Annotated in this window: 15 protein-coding genes; all 15 read right to left on the reverse strand. The window is 37.2% G+C overall.

Annotated elements, in window-relative coordinates; all coding sequences use genetic code 11:
* Positions 1–9: 9 nt before the first annotated feature.
* A complete protein-coding gene (fliN, locus tag ACM9HF_RS09215) occupies positions 10–402 on the reverse strand; it encodes a flagellar motor switch protein FliN (protein WP_473617740.1) in 393 nt (130 codons plus the stop codon).
* Between the two features lie 74 nt (positions 403–476).
* Complete coding sequence (fliM, locus tag ACM9HF_RS09220) at positions 477–1,544, reverse strand: flagellar motor switch protein FliM (RefSeq protein WP_473617745.1); 1,068 nt, start codon at positions 1,542–1,544, stop codon at positions 477–479.
* A gap of 75 nt (positions 1,545–1,619) precedes the next feature.
* The gene (gene fliL, locus ACM9HF_RS09225; protein WP_473617748.1) at positions 1,620–2,168 is read right to left on the reverse strand and encodes a flagellar basal body-associated protein FliL; all 549 of its coding nucleotides are present in this window, start codon (positions 2,166–2,168) and stop codon (positions 1,620–1,622) included.
* A 78-nt stretch (positions 2,169–2,246) separates the two neighbouring features.
* Positions 2,247–4,253, reverse strand: coding sequence for a flagellar hook-length control protein FliK (locus ACM9HF_RS09230; protein WP_473617752.1), 2,007 nt, complete (start codon positions 4,251–4,253; stop codon positions 2,247–2,249).
* 104 nt (positions 4,254–4,357) lie between these two features.
* On the reverse strand, positions 4,358–4,798 hold the full coding sequence (gene fliJ, locus ACM9HF_RS09235) for a flagellar export protein FliJ (RefSeq protein WP_473617756.1): 441 nt from the start codon (positions 4,796–4,798) through the stop codon (positions 4,358–4,360).
* Positions 4,799–4,855: 57 nt separating this feature from the next.
* Positions 4,856–6,211: a flagellar protein export ATPase FliI gene (fliI, locus tag ACM9HF_RS09240; protein ID WP_473617759.1), complete on the reverse strand. Its 1,356-nt coding sequence runs from the start codon at positions 6,209–6,211 to the stop codon at positions 4,856–4,858.
* Positions 6,212–6,240: 29 nt separating this feature from the next.
* Positions 6,241–7,017, reverse strand: coding sequence for a flagellar assembly protein FliH (gene fliH / locus ACM9HF_RS09245; protein ID WP_473617762.1), 777 nt, complete (start codon positions 7,015–7,017; stop codon positions 6,241–6,243).
* Entirely contained in the window at positions 7,017–8,075 is a 1,059-nt protein-coding gene (gene fliG, locus ACM9HF_RS09250) for a flagellar motor switch protein FliG (RefSeq protein WP_473617766.1), read from the reverse strand. Before fliG ends, fliH begins: the two co-directional genes overlap by 1 nt.
* Positions 8,068–9,789, reverse strand: coding sequence for a flagellar basal-body MS-ring/collar protein FliF (gene fliF, locus ACM9HF_RS09255; RefSeq protein WP_473618279.1), 1,722 nt, complete (start codon positions 9,787–9,789; stop codon positions 8,068–8,070). Before fliF ends, fliG begins: the two co-directional genes overlap by 8 nt.
* 73 nt (positions 9,790–9,862) lie before the next feature.
* Positions 9,863–10,204 carry a flagellar hook-basal body complex protein FliE gene (gene fliE, locus ACM9HF_RS09260; RefSeq protein ID WP_473617769.1) on the reverse strand — a complete coding sequence of 114 codons (342 nt, stop codon included), beginning with the start codon at positions 10,202–10,204 and terminating at the stop codon, positions 9,863–9,865.
* Positions 10,205–10,407: 203 nt separating this feature from the next.
* Positions 10,408–11,751, reverse strand: coding sequence for a sigma-54-dependent transcriptional regulator (locus ACM9HF_RS09265; RefSeq protein ID WP_473617772.1), 1,344 nt, complete (start codon positions 11,749–11,751; stop codon positions 10,408–10,410).
* A complete protein-coding gene (locus ACM9HF_RS09270; RefSeq protein ID WP_473617776.1) occupies positions 11,738–12,964 on the reverse strand; it encodes a sensor histidine kinase in 1,227 nt (408 codons plus the stop codon). The genes ACM9HF_RS09265 and ACM9HF_RS09270 overlap by 14 nt, the downstream gene beginning before the upstream one ends.
* 245 nt (positions 12,965–13,209) lie before the next feature.
* Positions 13,210–14,676, reverse strand: coding sequence for a sigma-54 dependent transcriptional regulator (locus tag ACM9HF_RS09275; RefSeq protein WP_473617779.1), 1,467 nt, complete (start codon positions 14,674–14,676; stop codon positions 13,210–13,212).
* A 125-nt stretch (positions 14,677–14,801) separates the two neighbouring features.
* The gene (locus ACM9HF_RS09280) at positions 14,802–15,530 is read right to left on the reverse strand and encodes a nucleotidyltransferase family protein (RefSeq protein WP_473617782.1); all 729 of its coding nucleotides are present in this window, start codon (positions 15,528–15,530) and stop codon (positions 14,802–14,804) included.
* Positions 15,527–17,011 (reverse strand): PfkB family carbohydrate kinase, encoded by a 1,485-nt coding sequence (locus ACM9HF_RS09285; protein WP_473617785.1) that lies wholly within the window; start codon positions 17,009–17,011, stop codon positions 15,527–15,529. The genes ACM9HF_RS09280 and ACM9HF_RS09285 overlap by 4 nt, the downstream gene beginning before the upstream one ends.
* Positions 17,012–17,017: the final 6 nt, after the last annotated feature.

Consider the following 17,017-nt stretch of genomic DNA (forward strand, 5'->3'; position numbering starts at 1 on the left):
AATAATCCATTATTTAAGTTTTTTAATTCGCTCAATTTGACTAATAACATCGGTTAAACGAATACCAAATTTGTCATTAACCACAACAACTTCACCGTGAGCAATTAAGGTTCCATTTACCATCACATCAAGTGCTTCACCTGCCACACGATCTAACTCTACAACAGAACCTTGATTTAACTGTAGTAAATTACGAATACTAATATTACTACGCCCTACTTCCATAGAAATAGTCACAGGAATATCTAAAATGGCATCAAGTTTACGCTTTTCATCTCCAGTTATTGGAGCGTCAGCTTCTAATTCGTCTAACTCAACGGGTTGCGCATCAGCCGCTTCGGCTTCTGCTTGCTCTTCCATTGCCTCATCCCACATGCCTAAATCTTCATTGTCATCGCTCATCGCCATTGACCTCTATCATATTTTTATTTAATTCTATTTATCTACAACACATTGGTATTCATTTATGTGTATAGCTAATATTCTAAATCATCTTCCAAAAGATGAAGTTCGGCATCACTGTCTAAGCGTTTACCGCCTTTAGTTAAAATAGTAAGTTCATTTTTAACTGATTCTGGACGTTTAATTTTTTCTTCTATTTTTAAAGCTAAGTGGTCGCGACTACGACCTAATTTAGCTCTAAAACTTGGTAAACTTTCAACTAATACGGTGACATGCTCTGGCATATCGATAGGAATAATATCACCAGCTTCGAGTTCCATTATTTGTGATAAAGGTAATTCTACTTCTATGAATTTTGTTGATATACCAATTGGAACATCCATGATTTCATCACGTAATGCTTTAGACCAACGCATATCAGTGTCTTCTTTATCACTTTGAACACCTGCATCTAATAATTCTCGAATAGGCTCAAGCATTGAATAAGGCAACGCTACGTGAAAATCACCTCCACCACCATCAAGCTCAATATGAAATGAACTAATAACAACGACTTCGGTAGGGCTAACAATATTTGCCATTGAAGGGTTAACTTCTGAATCTAAATATTCAAACGAAACATCCATTACCGGCGACCAAGCTTCTTTATAATCTTCGAAGATTAATTTAAGTAGCATTTGAATAATACGACGCTCAGTAGGGGTAAACTCTCGCCCTTCAATTTTTGCATGGTAACGACCGTCGCCACCAAAAAAGTTGTCTACTAAAATGAAAACTAACCGAGCTTCCATGGTGATTAGCGCTGTACCTTTTAACGGACGAAATCGAACCATATTCAAACTTGTAGGTACAAATAAGGTGTGAACATATTCACCAAACTTGATCATTTGAATACCGTTAATTGAAACTTCAGCCGTTCGACGCATCATATTAAACAAACTAATACGCATATGCCGAGCAAAACGTTCATTCACCATTTCAAGTGTAGGCATACGCCCACGAACAATTCTATCTTGTGATGAAAAATCGTAGTCAGACATGCCATCAACGTCGGCACTGTCTTCTACTAATTCTTCTTCTTCAACGTCATCAACACCATGTAATAGCGCATCAATTTCATCTTGCGATAATAAATCACTCACTCAATAGTCTCTTTATTAGTTATCATATTTATTGTTATTTATATTTTATCTGGCGCATTATAACGAGATGTAAGATTACTGCATTACAAAACCCGTAAATAACACTTCTTCTACAATTTTCTTATCTTCTATATCCATTAATACTTTTTGAATTTCAGACAAGGTTTTTTGTTTTAATGACACTTTACCTGCACTCGTAGCTAAATCGTCCGCATTTGACTGAGAGAAAACTGCCAATAATGTACTTTCAATTAATGGTATGTGTTTTTTAGCGGTTTCTTCATCGTCACCACCTCGAACTAAAAGCTGAGCGCGTATTTCAACAAATCGATCGCGTGCCGCACCAGGTACATTAAATCTAAACGGCCTAGGCATAGGAACATAGATTGCTGTTCCCATTTCTGCTGTTGCAGGGCCTTCTTCAGAAGTTGCACCTTTACTTTCTCCACTATCGAGTGCTGCTTCTACCTCTGCGGCTGTAGGTTCGTCACTTCCTCCCATAAAGAAAAAAGCCCCAGCACCAACTGCTGCTAAAATAACAACGGCAGCAATAATGATGATCATTTTCTTTTTGCCACCACCTGAATTATCTAGTTCTAACTCTTCTTCTTTACCATCAGCCATTTCAATTCCTTAAGCTTATATACAACAATGGCTTAACTATAGCCTTGAATGGCAGCCTAGCCAATGTGTTTTATTCATTTAAGCGTAGTAATCAATGCCTGTTGATGAAGCTTTAATCACTTTTGATTGTTGTGCGCTTATAGACTGCTCTAAAGAGCCTTCTTCTTGTTGCTCAAATTGGCCATTTGAACCTTGACTATTTTGCTCTTGCATAGACGATTGGTTCGATTGTTGTTTAACATTTGCGCCACCAACATCAACACCACTATCTGCCATCATATGTCTTAATTTATCCATGTTTTGTTCAAGAGCTTCTTTAGCTTGTTGATTTTGTACTACAAAATTCACTACAGCTTGTTCGCTTTGTAAATTAATACGTACTTGCATACGGCCTAATTCTGGAGGGTCTAATTGAATATCAACTTGCTGTATTTTTTGATTAATCATCACCATCACTTTATCTTTTACTGCATCGGTAAAATCTTTACGCATAATAGATATAGTTTCAGCTTGTTGAATAATTGCCGTTTTTTGCGTTTGAGCTAAATCTGCAGATATATTTTGCATCGTATTTTCAAACGAAAGCTCATGTTCAATAAATCGCTCTTCTCCTTGAGAAATATGATTAACATCTCTTTGAGATAGGGTATCAAATAAAGGATTAATACCTGAATTTAATTTAGCGTTGCTATTCAGAGGCTTTGATTCATTATTCATTATTTCATCAACAACACTCTCTTCTGTACTTTCAGTTTCCGTTTGTAGTTCAGACTCTATAGTTGCAGCAGACGATTGAGCAGTACTTTTATTTTGCTCAACTTGACTTTTTTCACCTATGATATTTTTAATCGCATTATTTTTTGTGCTAATAATAGAATCATCACCAGATGCTGTATCAATAAATTCTTCTGATAATTCACTTGAGGCTTGAATATTTTTACTTTCCTTCTCGTTATTATCGATTTTATTGGTATCTTTGGGTAGTGTTTGAAATTTTGATTGTGCAATAACTTGATCGGGGTTAGTGCCCGCTTTTTCAGCAGCAGTAACTACATTAAGATTTTTTTCAATGACATTATCTACCAGTTCAGGCTTTGGATGAGCGGCGTTATTTACGGTCCCATTTTTACTATCTGATACATTTTCAGATTTCCCGTTTACCTTTGCGTCTAGTATTGCGGGTCCTTCTTTTTCTATACTAATACTGTTTTCTTCAACCAGTGTTTTGGCAACACCTGATTGAACTAACATTTCAGGTGATACCTTTTTATCTATGTTTTCTGCACTATCATTACTATCTACTTCACCTTCGATGCCTTTAACATCAGCTTCTGCACTATTTTTAACAGATGTTTCAAAGGTATTTTTAAATGATGTGTTAGTGCTTTCTGTTTCTTTAGACTTAAGTAGTGCTTTTACTTTTTGTAGAATATCTGAATCTTCTGTTTCTACTTGGCTAGATACAGATTGTGCTATCAGTGTTTTATCTGTTTTGAGTGTGTTTGCATCTTCTTTCGCTTCAGGTGAATCCCCTACATTTTTATTAGGTGCATTAGCAGAATTTCTCTCTTTATTAATATTAGAAATATTCGACACTGCCTCATCCGTAGCCATTTCACTACTTGCACTTACTGTATTGTTTTGAGTATTCAATACTTTTTCAGAAGCATTTAAAAAAGATAATAATTGATCTGGTTGAGTAGTGGCTTGCTCTTTTGATGATTGAGTACTTTCGGGATCAACAACTTCAGTTTCTGAAAGGTTTTTATCTTGTTCTTCATTTTTTGTTTTAGCGGTTAATTCAGTATCAGTACTATTCTTGCTTTGTATTTCTTCACTTTTATCTTCACTTGCGTAGTTGTTAATCTCATTTTCTCCATGAGATTTTTCATTGGCACATGAATGCTCCTCATTTTTGCCGTTTGTTGTAACACTGTTGCCGCTTTGAGCTTGCCCTTTATGTTTTTCCATTACATCAGAAAACAGTAAAGAACTTTCTTTACTTGAATCGTCAAAGCTACCACTTAACGCTTTTTTATCAGTAGGTTGAGTCGATTCTAGTGTTAACAAAGTCATATTAGACATAAATATTCCTGCAAAAAATTTGCTTCCATTACCTTTTATTTAATAGGTATAAAAGGAGCTACTTTAAAATTAAAGCAAAACATGTTCCATACTGATATAAATCATTACCTTTTTCGTCGAACAAATTGCTGAGTGGCTATTTCATCAAACATTTTTTGTTCTCTTTTGTTTTCAATTGAAGCTAATACTTTTAATTTTTTGTCTCTTAATAACTCAACCGCCTGTACCTTTTGTCTTTGTGCTAACCATTCTTGTTTACGCTTTTTCACCATAGCTTGGGCTTGGTTTAACGCTATTTGAACTTGTTCTGACGCATTATCTAGTTTTTTAATAAAAGCATGGAAGTGACTAAATGTATGACTATCAATTCCCTCAAGCGAACGCTGGTTCAGTCGTTTCATGTACTCCAGTCGATATTCACTTACGCTATCTAAACGTTGTAAATTTTGTTGGTATTCAAATTCAGCTTCTCTTAAATTTTTAGCTGCCGTATTTTCATTTGTTTGCTCGTATTTATATAAAGTGTTTAGTTGCTTCATCGGCATAGAAAACCTCCTTTAAAAAATAGAGATAGCACAATAAGGTCATCATTACGCATGAGTTTATTGGCCTTGCTGAGCATGGGCTTGTGCCGCAGATATAATCTCTTGTAGCTGACTTAAGCTTTGTTCGTATGGAATAACTTCTGATATTTTTTGCTGTAAAAAGAAATTAATAACCGGCAGTAAGGTAATAGATTGATCAATACGCGGATCACTACCTTTACTGTAAGCACCAATAGAAATAAGATCTTTGTTTTGTTGATACAAGGAATAAACTTGTTTTAATTGCTGGGCAAGTTGTTGATGTTCTGGGCCTGTTACCATAGGCATTACACGACTAATTGAGGCTTCAATATCTACCGCAGGGTAATGCCCTGAATCAGCTAAATCGCGTGAGAGTACAATATGCCCATCGAGTATTGCTCGAGCTGCATCAGCAATAGGATCTTGTAAATCGTCACCTTCTGTTAATACGGTAAAGAAGGCTGTAATTGAACCTTGTCCTTCGCCACCATTACCTGCTCGTTCAACCAATTGTGGTAATTTAGAAAATACTGAAGGTGGATAACCTTTAGTTGCCGGTGGTTCACCTACAGCCAGCGCAATTTCACGTTGAGCTTGGGCGTAACGAGTAATAGAGTCGATAAGTAATAAAACATTCAATCCTTGATCACGAAAATACTCACTAATTTGTACGGCCGTTTCACAACCTTTTAGTCGCATTAATGGCGAGTTATCGGCAGGGGCCGCGACAACTACAGCTCGTTTCCGCCCTTCTTCCCCCAGTATTTCTTCAATAAATTCTTTGACTTCTCGACCACGTTCACCAATAAGTCCTACTACAATAACGTCAGCTGTTGTACCTTTGGTCATCATACCCAAGAGAACACTTTTACCTACGCCTGAGCCAGCAAAAAGCCCCATACGTTGGCCCGTACCAACGGTTAAAAAGCTATTGATTGATCGAACACCAACATCTAAGGGTTCAGTTATCGCTCGTCGAGATAAGGGATTAATAGGTTTACCACTGTATTGATAGGTATCGAGATTTTTAATAGGCCCTTTACCATCAATAGGTTTACCCACACCGTCAATAACACGGCCAAGTAACTCCATTGAAAAAGGTAGTTTAGCTTTTGTCGCTAAAGGGACAACACGTGCGCCAGGTAAAACACCTTGTAGGCTTTCTTCTGGCATGAGATAGGTTTTTTCTTGCTCGAAACCAACCACTTCAGCAATTAAATCGCCTTGTGATGTTTCAACTAAACATTGGCTACCTACGGGGGCTTTAACACCTACGGCTTCTAAGGTTAAACCCACAACACGCACTAATCGACCCGCCACTGATGTTTTGTGAGGATGGATCATGGTTTCGCAATTTTTAAGTCTTTCGGTGATGCGGTTATAGTCAAGCATAATAGTTTTTTGACGTTATGACCTTTTACTTACTGATGTAATGCATCCTGCAAAAATGATTCCAATACGTCTTTCATGCGGGACTTAATACTTAAGTCGATATTAGATGTGCTGTTTTCTATTTGGCAGCTTCCTCTTTCTAGCTGAGGTGCCGCAAGTAATTTCCAACCTTGTTCAATAATATAGTCTGCGCCAAATTGCTCTTCGACTATTTTTATATCTTCAGGATGAACTAATATTTGTGTTTGGGCTTCTTGGCTAGGAAGCATTTTTATCCCTTCGCCTATTGCTGCGGTAATAATGTCTGGATTAATTTTTGCTTCTTGTAGCGTAATGGCTTGGGTAAGTTGTACGACTAAATGTAATAGCTGTTCTTCTACATTTTTTTCAACATCAGCTAATGGTGTATGCAGTTGTTGAACTAGGGTTTGCCATTCTTGCGCTAGGTTATCAATGGTTTCTTTACCTTCGCTAAGTCCTGTTGCAACACCTTCTTCATGACCTGTCTTTAGCCCTTCTTCATGGCCTGAACTTTTCCCTTCATCATAACCTTTAGCAAAACCTTCTTCTTTACCTTGATTAAAGCCCTCTTCGTGCGCCGCTTGACGTATTTCTTCAATATCTTCTGCGGTTAATGGTGTCGGCTCTTCAATCTCAGTTTCTTCAGGTGGTTCATATTTCCAACTACTCTTTTTACCTAAAGCATTGGTTTTGCCATCGTCAACTTGTTGTGCTTGTTCAACATTAGGAATAGACCAAAGATCAGACTCTACTTCAGAAGAACCTTTTACAATTTTTTGGCTCATTATAAGAACTCATCTCCACCGCCTGCACCACCCAGCATGATTTCGCCTGCATCAGACAGTTTTCTCGCTACAGCAAGAATTTCTTTTTGTGCGGCTTCTACTTCTGTAATGCGCACAGGTCCCATGGCTTCTAGATCATCCGCCATCATTTCAGCAGCACGTTTAGACATGTTAGCCATAATTTTTTCTTTAAGAGCATCGTCGGCGCCTTTAATGGCTTTCATTAATGCATCTTGCTGAACATCACGTAGGATCGCTTGAATACCTCTATCATCAACATCTGCAAGGTTTTCAAATACAAACATAAGATCTTGAATTTGTTGACTCATTTCTTCGTCGTGTTCGCGAATTGCGTCCATTAACGCGCCTTCGATATTGGTATCTAAATAGTTCATAATATCGGCCGCAGCTTTTAAGCCACCCATTTTCGCCGATTGTGCCCCTGCTTGTCCGGCAAACTGTTTTTCCATAATTTCGTTTAATTCTTGTAATGCAGCTGGTTGCACTTCTTCTAAATTAGCAATACGCATGGTTAAATCTAAACGAACTTTGTCAGCAAATTGACTTAATATTTCAGCCGATTGATCCGGCTCTAAATAAGATAATACGATGGTTTGAATTTGTGGATGCTCATTACGAATAATGTTGGCTACTTGTTTAGAGTCCATCCATTTTAATGAATCTAAACCTTTAGCGCCGCCGCCCATAACAATTTGGTCAATTAAATTGCCCGCTTTGTCTTCACCCAATGCCGCTGTTAATGCTTTACGTACAAACTCTTCACTTTGGAAACCTATGGTACTAAAGTTTTGAATTTCGTTAATAAACAGCTTATGTACTGCGGTAATTTTTTGTTGTGTAAAGTCTTGCATGGCAGCCATGCTAGTACCTACTTGCTGAACTTGCTTGGGCTCTAAGTGTTTTAAAATTTGCGCAGCATCTTCTTCAGACAAGCTCAGTAGCAAAATAGCTGCTTTTTCTGTGCCGTCTAATTTGTCAACATCAAACCCCGCAGGGGCGCTAGCCATAGGTGCTAGCCCTTGATTTTCATCACTCATCTTCGCTTAACCAACTTTTAACTACTTGAGAGGATAATTCAGGTTCATTTGCTACAAGAGCCCGAACAGCTTTTAATATGTCTTCATCACGATGTAAATCTGGTAGCTGCAAGCTTCCGTCTGGCGCAAAACCTACAGCGCCAGCATCAAATTCCGTGGTTAACATATCCATAGTTTCATCACCTAAATCAATATGACTATCAAGTGATTTGTCACCGTAATCGTCTGGTGTTTGGTCTGGATAAATTAAACGTTTCAACATTGGACGAACTACAGCCATTATTAATACGATAATAACCAATGCGCCAAGAACCAATTTCAAGGTTTTCATAAACCAAGGTTGAAGATAAATAGGCACTTCTTTTTCAACAATTGCAGCTTCGCGAGAAAACGGTAACGAAATAACTTCTAATACGTCGCCTCGCTGTAAGTCAAAACCCACACTACCTTGTAATAAGCGACGAATATTTGCTATTTCAGCTTCAGCTCTTGGTACATAAGACACAACAGGAGCCGTAGTAGCAGCTTCTTCGCCATCGGCACCTTCAGGTGCTGGTGTAGCAGGCGCGGTTGAGGTTAAATAATCTAACGCTACCGAAACACTCACACGACGAATAACACCCGTTTGTTGTTTAGTATGGCTGATAGCTTCATCTAATTCATAGTTTTTCGTTGATTCTAAATGATTACGGCTTGGCATTGCTCTTTTTTGCTCGCCGCCTGTCGCATTTTCAGGAATATCTGAATCTAATGGTGGCTGGTTTGATAGTGCACCCGGTATACCGCCTAACATGCCACCTATAGTTTTATCTTCAACTTTCATTTCACTACGTAAAGCAGGTAAATCAGAATTATAACGGCGTTGAGTTTCTTCGGTATTGGTAAAGTCCATCGTTACATCAACTTGCGCTGTGTAATTACCTAAACCCACAACAGGAATAAGGATTGAATCTATTTTTTCCATATATTCTGATTCACGTTTTTGTTCTATTTCAAATTCTTTACGTGAACGAGATGAAAGCGAACTTTGTGAACCTGAATTTAATAAACGACCATTTTGATCAGTAACAGTTACTTTGTTGGGTTGCATGCCTTGAACAGCTGAAGCGACAATATCGACTACAGCATCAACTTTTTCTTCCGATAATTGGCGGCCTTTTTGTAAGGTAAGTACCACAGTTGCGGAAGGAGACTTTACGCGTTTTGCGAAAATATTATCTTTTGGAATAGCTAATAAAACTTTAGCTCTTGCAATAGTTTGTAGCTCTTCAATGGTTCGAGCTAGTTGTTGTTCACGAGAATGTTTAAGTCGTTCACTTTCAAGACGTTGGCTTACACCAAAGCCCATGTCTTGCATAATAATTTCGTTACCTTCTTTTTTCTCGTAGGTTAAACCTTCACGAGCAAGTAACATTTTAACATTTTGATATTCGTCTGTAGGTACTGAAATAGTGTTGTTTTCTTGAAGGTAATCGACTTTATTCGCATCAAGAAAATCCATTGTTTTAATAAGTTGTTCGGTAGGAAGCTTAGTGATCACTCGATATTCAGCTTGGTTCGCCCACATGATCACAAATATAGCGATAACTAAACAAATAGCTAATGCCATAATTAGGGTTAATTGTCTTAGCACATCTACATTGCCAAGAGCAGATGAGAAACCTGACTTTTGTTCTTCAGATATGCTATCTGAACCGTCGTCAGTTACGACCATACCTGTATTATCAACTGTATCAGACACTTAATTTCTCCGAGAATTTTGGAAAGTTACAAACAAAAAGTCATACCTAAACAGGCATATTCATAATTTCTTTATAAGCTTCTACAAATTTATTACGTACTTGAACCGTTGCATCAAATGCCACACTTGCTTTAGATGCAGAAATCATGGTTTGCGCAAGCGTTACGCTAGAGTCACCTAATTCAAAAGCTTGACGCTGGGCCCCTGCGGTTTGTTGAAGATCGTTAACAGTATTAACGGCGTCTTTTAATAAACTTCCAAAATCGCTACCTGACTTATTTACTGACGGTATTGCATTATCAGATGAAACGGCTTGCGTATTATGGTTCATTGCCTCTAAAGACATGCTTTGCATTTGTGCAAATAAGGAATTTGATTTGATATCCATAGCAATCTCGCTTGTGTCAATTTCTTGATGTTTATATTGTTATTATGGATAAAGCAATCATGATGCCAAGGTAAGCGAACGTATAAGAGATTAAAATAAAAACTTTAAAATCAAAAGCTTGAAAGTGACTTAATTAGAAGGAATATAGATTATGCTTATATATAACAAAAAGCCCAGCATTGTTAGACTGGGCTTTAAGAAACTTAAGCAGGTATTTGAATACCTGAATCTCGCATTCTGGCTATTTTATAGCGTAAAGTTCTCGGGCTTATACCCAAACGTTCAGCTACATTTTTACGGCTACCTTGGCATGCGTTTAAGGTATCTAAAATAATTTGATGTTCTTGAATTTTTAACTCGTTACCGAGTTTGTCTTCAGAAAGCGTTTGAGTTTCATTTGTACTTGGGAGCGTTGTTGTTTCAAATTGTTCAATAAGTAAGTCGCTCGCATCAATCACATTATTACTATATAAAATAAGTGCTCTTTGAATAACATTATCGAGCTCTCTTACATTACCTGGCCAATCATAGGCAATTAATTTACTACGAGCTGCTGTGGTAAATTCTGGGATCATGTCTGAATTTTTTTGCACAATACGTTCAACTAAATGTTTTGCTAGAGGTAAAATATCATCTCGTCTTTGCGCAAGAGCTTTCCAAGTAAGAGGAAATACATTTAATCGATAATATAAATCTTCTCTAAATACACCTTCAGCTACGGCTTGTTGTAGATCTCGGTTACTGGTTGCAATCACTCTTACATCTAATTTAATGGTTTTACGGCCACCTAATCGCTCAACTTCTCGCTCTTGTAAAACACGTAAAATTTTAGCTTGTAAGCCTAAATCCATTTCGGTAATTTCGTCTAGTAGTATTGTACCACCCTGAGCTTGTTCAAATTTCCCCGGAGATGCTTGAATAGCTCCCGTAAATGCGCCTTTTTCGTAACCAAATAAGGTAGCTTCTAACATATTTTCAGGAATAGCGGCGCAATTTATAGCCACAAAAGGCGCTTCTGCACGATCTGAATTGTAATGAACATACTGAGCAAGTACTTCTTTGCCTGAACCACTAGGTCCTAGCACCATAACTGACGCTTCGGTTGCCGCAACTTTTTTCGCAAGAGATAGTAATTCAATACTTTTAGGATCAGCGACCACAGGTTCAAACATATTAGTTATTTCAAGAGGTACGTATTGATTCACCATATTCAATAGCACTTCGGGTGAAAAAGGCTTTGCCATATAATTACTAGCACCATCTTTCATTGCTTGTACAGCATCATCAATAGTGCCATAGGCTGTCATAATTAATACAGGCATTTGAGGAAGATTATTTTTGATACTTTTAAGAAGAGATAAACCAGACATCCCTCCCATTTGTACATCACTTACCACTAAATCAACTTTATGATTTTTTAGTAATAATAATGCTGCTTCACCAGATTCAGCTTCTATACACTGAAATCCCGCGAGTAGTAATGTATCAACTAAAGCTTCTCTTAAACCTGCGTCGTCTTCAACAACTAAAATTTTACTTGTTTTCATTAGCATTCTCCATAGGTGAGGCATGAAAGTTCGCTACTGATGAATATTCGTTCGAGGCTGCACTCGTTGGCGTTGAATCGTTATTAGCTGACGGATTAAATGTTGTTTCGAGTAAAGGGATGTGAATACAAAAATGTGCTCCCTCTCCCGCTTGACTCAATAGTTTAACGTCGCCTTGGTGCGCATTAACTACAGATTTAACAACAGCTAAACCTAAACCCGTGCCTTGAGAGCGTGATGTGTAAAAGGGTTCAAATATTTTATCTGCTAATTCTTTATCTATACCTTTACCGTTATCTCGTACACTGATAAGCGCATAGCCGTCTTTACAGTAAGAAGACAACTCAACTTTAGCGCCTTCTTTAATAACTTGAATGCTATTGAGTACTAAGTTTTGAATAGCGCCTGTAAGAGCACTTTTATTACCTAGTATTTGGCAGTCGTCTTCACATAGCGAAAATGTTATTTCGGCATTTTCTTTTTTAATAATGGCATCAATTGATTGAACCGAACTAGATAAAAGTTCATTAATAGATAAAGGTTCTACAACCTGTTGTTTACCACTTTTAGCGAAAAGCAGCATGTCGTTAACTTGTTGTTCTAAATCACTTAACCTTGTCATTAGCTTATCTTGAAAGTTTTCTCGTGATTCGTTAGTTAACTTTTTATTTTGTAAATTTGCACCATACAACATAGCAGCTGAAAGCGGTGTTCTAATTTGATGTGCTAATGTTGATACCATTCTCCCTAAAGAAGAAAGACGTTGTAATTGGCCTAATTTGTCTTGCAGTAAACGAGTTTCGGTTAAATCGGTGATCATAATGAGTTGCCCCGGCTGATCGCCTAGCGCAGTAATTTCTAATTTAACTCTTCGACCGTCCTTTAAAGACACTTCATGCCAATCGTCTGCTCTTGGTTTAAAAGAGCGTTTGATCACATCAAACCATGGTTGACCTAAAATAGGTTCATCAAGTAATTGACGAGCGACATCATTAATTTTTACAACAACACCATTGCCATCAAGAATGATCATTCCTGTTGGCATAACATCAATAACTTGGTTCAATTGTTGAATTTTTTCTTTTAATGAATTTATTTCATTTAAATTAGAATGCAGAGTTACATTTGCAGAAGGGCCTACCGCATTGTAAGAAAAAGCGGTTTGATCAAATGTATTATTGATATTGGAAACGGTTGAAGCTGCATATGTCATAATTCATCACTCAATTATTGATAACACATACAACAAAGCATTTACCATGCCAAACAAAAAATCATTAATTTTCAATAAATTAAAACGTAATAACATTAAAAACGGATATTCTAAATGGGTCAATTTTTTGGCTAAAAGCAAAGATTAATAGCTTTTTATTAAGACATTAATAAGATGGGCGTAGCTAAAAGACAATAAAAAAGGATATCAATACAATATCCTTTTTCTTCTGATAAATTGTAAAGTTAGCTTTTTTGTAAACTGTATTTACGCATTTTCTCAACAAGTGTTGTTCTACGCATACCTAAAGTTTCAGCAGCTCTAGCAACGACCCAATCGTTTAGTTCTAAAGCTTGAGTCACCAAGGAAACTTCAAGATCAGCTAAATAATCTTTAAGGTTAAAACCTTCAGATGGTAATACTAGAGTTTCTGTAAAGTCAGGTTCAGGTGTTTGAATCTCTTCTTCATCACCGTCATCATCGCCATAATCAAAGCCTGAAAACAGGTCATTAATGGCATCGCGCTCTTGTAATTCTTCTGGGTAGTCTTGTTGGTATTCGTCAACTTCAATATGTCGATACTTAATAGGAAGCTGACCAACATTAACAACTTGCTCGTTGTACATTATGATCATACGTTCAATTAAGTTAGATAGCTCACGTACATTACCTGCCCATTTATGTTCTTTTAAAGACTCTATCGCCTTTTCGGTAAAACGAACACTATGACCTTGTTCAGCAGTAAAACGAGAGATTAATTCTTTCATTAATAAGGGAATATCCTCTTTACGTTCTCGTAACGCAGGGGTTTCAATGGGAAATACATTTAATCGGTAATATAAGTCTTCACGAAATTCGTTGGTTTTTATCATTTCTTCTAAATGCTGATGGGTTGCTGCAATAATACGTACATCAGCTTTAATACTTTTACTCCCCCCTACTCGTTCAAAGGTACGCTCTTGCAGAACACGTAACAATTTAACTTGCATAGGCTGTGGCATATCACCAATTTCATCTAAAAATAGTGTTCCGCCTTCTGCCATTTCAAAGCGCCCTTTACGGGTAGAAATAGCGCCAGTAAAAGCACCTTTTTCATGTCCAAATAACTCACTTTCTAACAAGTCTGGTGGAATAGCGCCACAGTTAACGGGTACAAAAGGCCCTTTAGTACGATCAGACAAGTTATGTATATTACGTGCAACAACCTCTTTACCTGTACCTGATTCACCTAAAATTAATACATTTGCCTCAGTACTTGCTACTTGCTCAATTAAAAATCGTACTTGTTGCATTGGCTCACTAGCGCCCACCAATGAACGAAAAAGTACATTAGGGCAATTACCACTACGTTTATTAGGTAAATTATTGTGGTAATGATGACTATGATGGATCATTTCGGTTAGCTGCCCATAATTTAATGGGAGCGTTAATTCACCAATAACGTTGTTGTAGCCAGCAATGAGCGCTTTATCGATAAGATCATGGTAAATAAATGGGCAAGCAGGATGAGATTTAATAATGGCCTGTAAATGTTCTGATATTTCACCACATAATATTACGGTGAGAATATTAGGTACATCAACCAAGTGTTGAACTATTTCATCTTCAGGAAAAACATAAAAATGCTCTCCCACAAATGCTAATACAGTTTCTATTTGACTTCGTCTTGCCGGATCATTATCGACAACTAGAATATGTTTCTGTCCTTGCATAATTCCCTGATGATGAATATTTGTTTTTCTATGCTTTAATCATAACTTGCTTAAGTGAATAATCAATAAAAAATTGACGCTTATTAGCCATTTATTTGACATCGTTTAAAATTCAATCACTTAAGCTAGATTGGAGCGTCATTATTTGCTATTGCTAGGCTTTCAGGCGTACCAATATCACGCATATATCCTTTATTTTCCCAACCATTAACTTGGTTAATAAGGTATGGCATTAAATGGTAACTAATATCTGACTCATCATTTGCAAGTGTACTTAACATACCGTTAACACGCTTATCAAATAAATACACGGCGGCATTAGCTAAATTAGATGGCGGCTTTTTAACTTTTTCATGAAAAGCAACAACACAATTAGCGTCATCAAGTTCAACTATGCCACAACTTTGAGGGGAGTCTGTTTTAAATAACATTAAGGTTCCCAAACAGTTTTCTTTGCGTTGCTTAAAACTTGCGATAAAACTTGTCCAATCGCAAATACAGAGGTTGTCTGCATGGGCAATTAATACATCGCTATCACACCAAAATGCTTTTGTAGCCTTTAAAGTACCTAATGTACCGAGCAGTTCTTCTTCATGAAATGTGGTTATTTGATCTTTAAAAGGAGAATTTTCAATAAATTGGTTAACTTTCTCGGGTAAGTAGTGTGTATTAATTAAAAATTCAGAAAAGCCCGCTTTAGATAATTGCTCTAACCATATTTGCAACAAAGGTGTTTGATTAATAGAAACCAAACATTTAGGTATATTGTTAGTAATAGGCTTTAAACGTGTACCAAAACCTGCGGAAAGTAAAATAGCTTTTTTAATAGGTGATACTTTAGTTGCGTTACTCATGTTAATTGCTCTAACGCTTGCATCAATTCTTTAAACTCAAGCGGTGTATTACCCACGCGAGATACTTGGCATGCCGCGGCAACAGAACCAATTAAAGCCGACGTCCATAAATCGCCACCACTCACCAAAGCCATCGCAGTAGCCGCTAACATACAATCGCCAGCGCCAGCAGGATCTATAGGGTTACTCGCTAATGCTGGTATTTTATCGTTGTTCCAATGATGTACTGCACCCTTTTCGGTTCTGTGTAATAGTGCCCCTTCATCAGCAAGGGTAACGATAATATTAGGGCATTGCATTTTTTGATGCAGTTTATCAGCAAGAACAACTAAACCGTCTCGCGTATTGTTAAGGGCAACACGTATTTCACGTTCAGTAGGCGTGATTAAATCGACGTTTTTAAAACGCGCAATATCCCCCACCTGTGATGAGGTTTGGCTATCTGCAGATACCATAACATTATGCTTGTTACATAAAGCAATAATGCCATCAACTAATGGTTGAGGTAAAATTCCGTAGTTAAAATCTGAAAAAATAACTAAATCTGTTTGAGAAATTTCTTCTGCGAGTTGTGTCATTATCGCTTCTTGAATATCTATACCAATATCATGCTCACGAAAGTCATTCACTCTGAGTAAGGTTTTATTACCCACACGGTAACGGCGTTTTTTTGTGGTTGGCCTTGTATCATCAACAAAAGTTCGAGCTTTAAGCTGATACTCGCGCATTTTCTCGTAACCATAAATGGCCGCTTTATCTTCACCAAGGACAGTATAAAACGATACATTTTTCGCGCCTAAGCCTTTAGCATGTGCAGAGGTAATACCTGCACCTCCTAAAAAGAGCTTTTTCTCGTCGGGCGTTACAACAATAGTAGGATCTTCTTGCGACATACCTACAGCGTTACACTGCATATATTCATCAATAATGGTATCGCCAATGACTAATATATTAAGCTTCGAAAAATTTGCCATAACCCGCTCAATATCAGCCTTGTTAATATGATGGCGGCTCATATAATTGCTTAGTTTACTGACGTTTAATACGGGTTGTTCGGTTTGACGATTAAAAACAGAAGACGATTTTACATGAGTATAACCTGAGCTAAATATTAGCTTACCACCAAAGGTTTCTATCGCCTTTTGCTCAGGGTTAAGTTTGTCTTCGTACTCTTTACCTTTTACAACAACATGAGGCTTCAATTTTTCAATAAGTGTTGTGGCTGAATCGTAATTAATAAAACAATAATCAACAAAGGCTAACGACGCGACAATATCTGAACGGTGAGTAGCATCGTTATAATCGGTTTGAGTTAATAATTCATCTGCATTTACTCCAACAACCAGAGTATTACCGCATTCTTTAGCAAAGCGAAGCAAGCGGATATGGCCGGGATGAAGAATGTTAAAATCGCCGGTGACTAAGACTATTTTACCAAGTGATTTTCGAATAGACTCAATATCTTTAAATAAAACAGTCATTAAATA

The organism is Colwellia sp. RE-S-Sl-9, assembly GCF_048296855.1.
Lineage (GTDB): Bacteria > Pseudomonadota > Gammaproteobacteria > Enterobacterales > Alteromonadaceae > Pseudocolwellia.

What these genes read in the sequence shown, in the direction of transcription:
- fliN (WP_473617740.1), bottom strand. Translation starts at nt 402, where the DNA reads ATGAGCGATGACAATGAAGATTTAGGCATGTGGGATGAGGCAATGGAA.
- ACM9HF_RS09285 (WP_473617785.1), bottom strand. Translation starts at nt 17,011, where the DNA reads ATGACTGTTTTATTTAAAGATATTGAGTCTATTCGAAAATCACTTGGT.
- fliE (WP_473617769.1), bottom strand. Translation starts at nt 10,204, where the DNA reads ATGGATATCAAATCAAATTCCTTATTTGCACAAATGCAAAGCATGTCT.
- ACM9HF_RS09280 (WP_473617782.1), bottom strand. Translation starts at nt 15,530, where the DNA reads ATGAGTAACGCAACTAAAGTATCACCTATTAAAAAAGCTATTTTACTT.
- fliL (WP_473617748.1), bottom strand. Translation starts at nt 2,168, where the DNA reads ATGGCTGATGGTAAAGAAGAAGAGTTAGAACTAGATAATTCAGGTGGT.
- ACM9HF_RS09275 (WP_473617779.1), bottom strand. Translation starts at nt 14,676, where the DNA reads ATGCAAGGACAGAAACATATTCTAGTTGTCGATAATGATCCGGCAAGA.
- fliJ (WP_473617756.1), bottom strand. Translation starts at nt 4,798, where the DNA reads ATGCCGATGAAGCAACTAAACACTTTATATAAATACGAGCAAACAAAT.
- ACM9HF_RS09230 (WP_473617752.1), bottom strand. Translation starts at nt 4,253, where the DNA reads ATGTCTAATATGACTTTGTTAACACTAGAATCGACTCAACCTACTGAT.
- fliF (WP_473618279.1), bottom strand. Translation starts at nt 9,789, where the DNA reads ATGGTCGTAACTGACGACGGTTCAGATAGCATATCTGAAGAACAAAAG.
- fliH (WP_473617762.1), bottom strand. Translation starts at nt 7,017, where the DNA reads ATGAGCCAAAAAATTGTAAAAGGTTCTTCTGAAGTAGAGTCTGATCTT.
- fliG (WP_473617766.1), bottom strand. Translation starts at nt 8,075, where the DNA reads ATGAGTGATGAAAATCAAGGGCTAGCACCTATGGCTAGCGCCCCTGCG.
- fliI (WP_473617759.1), bottom strand. Translation starts at nt 6,211, where the DNA reads ATGCTTGACTATAACCGCATCACCGAAAGACTTAAAAATTGCGAAACC.
- ACM9HF_RS09265 (WP_473617772.1), bottom strand. Translation starts at nt 11,751, where the DNA reads ATGAAAACAAGTAAAATTTTAGTTGTTGAAGACGACGCAGGTTTAAGA.
- ACM9HF_RS09270 (WP_473617776.1), bottom strand. Translation starts at nt 12,964, where the DNA reads ATGACATATGCAGCTTCAACCGTTTCCAATATCAATAATACATTTGAT.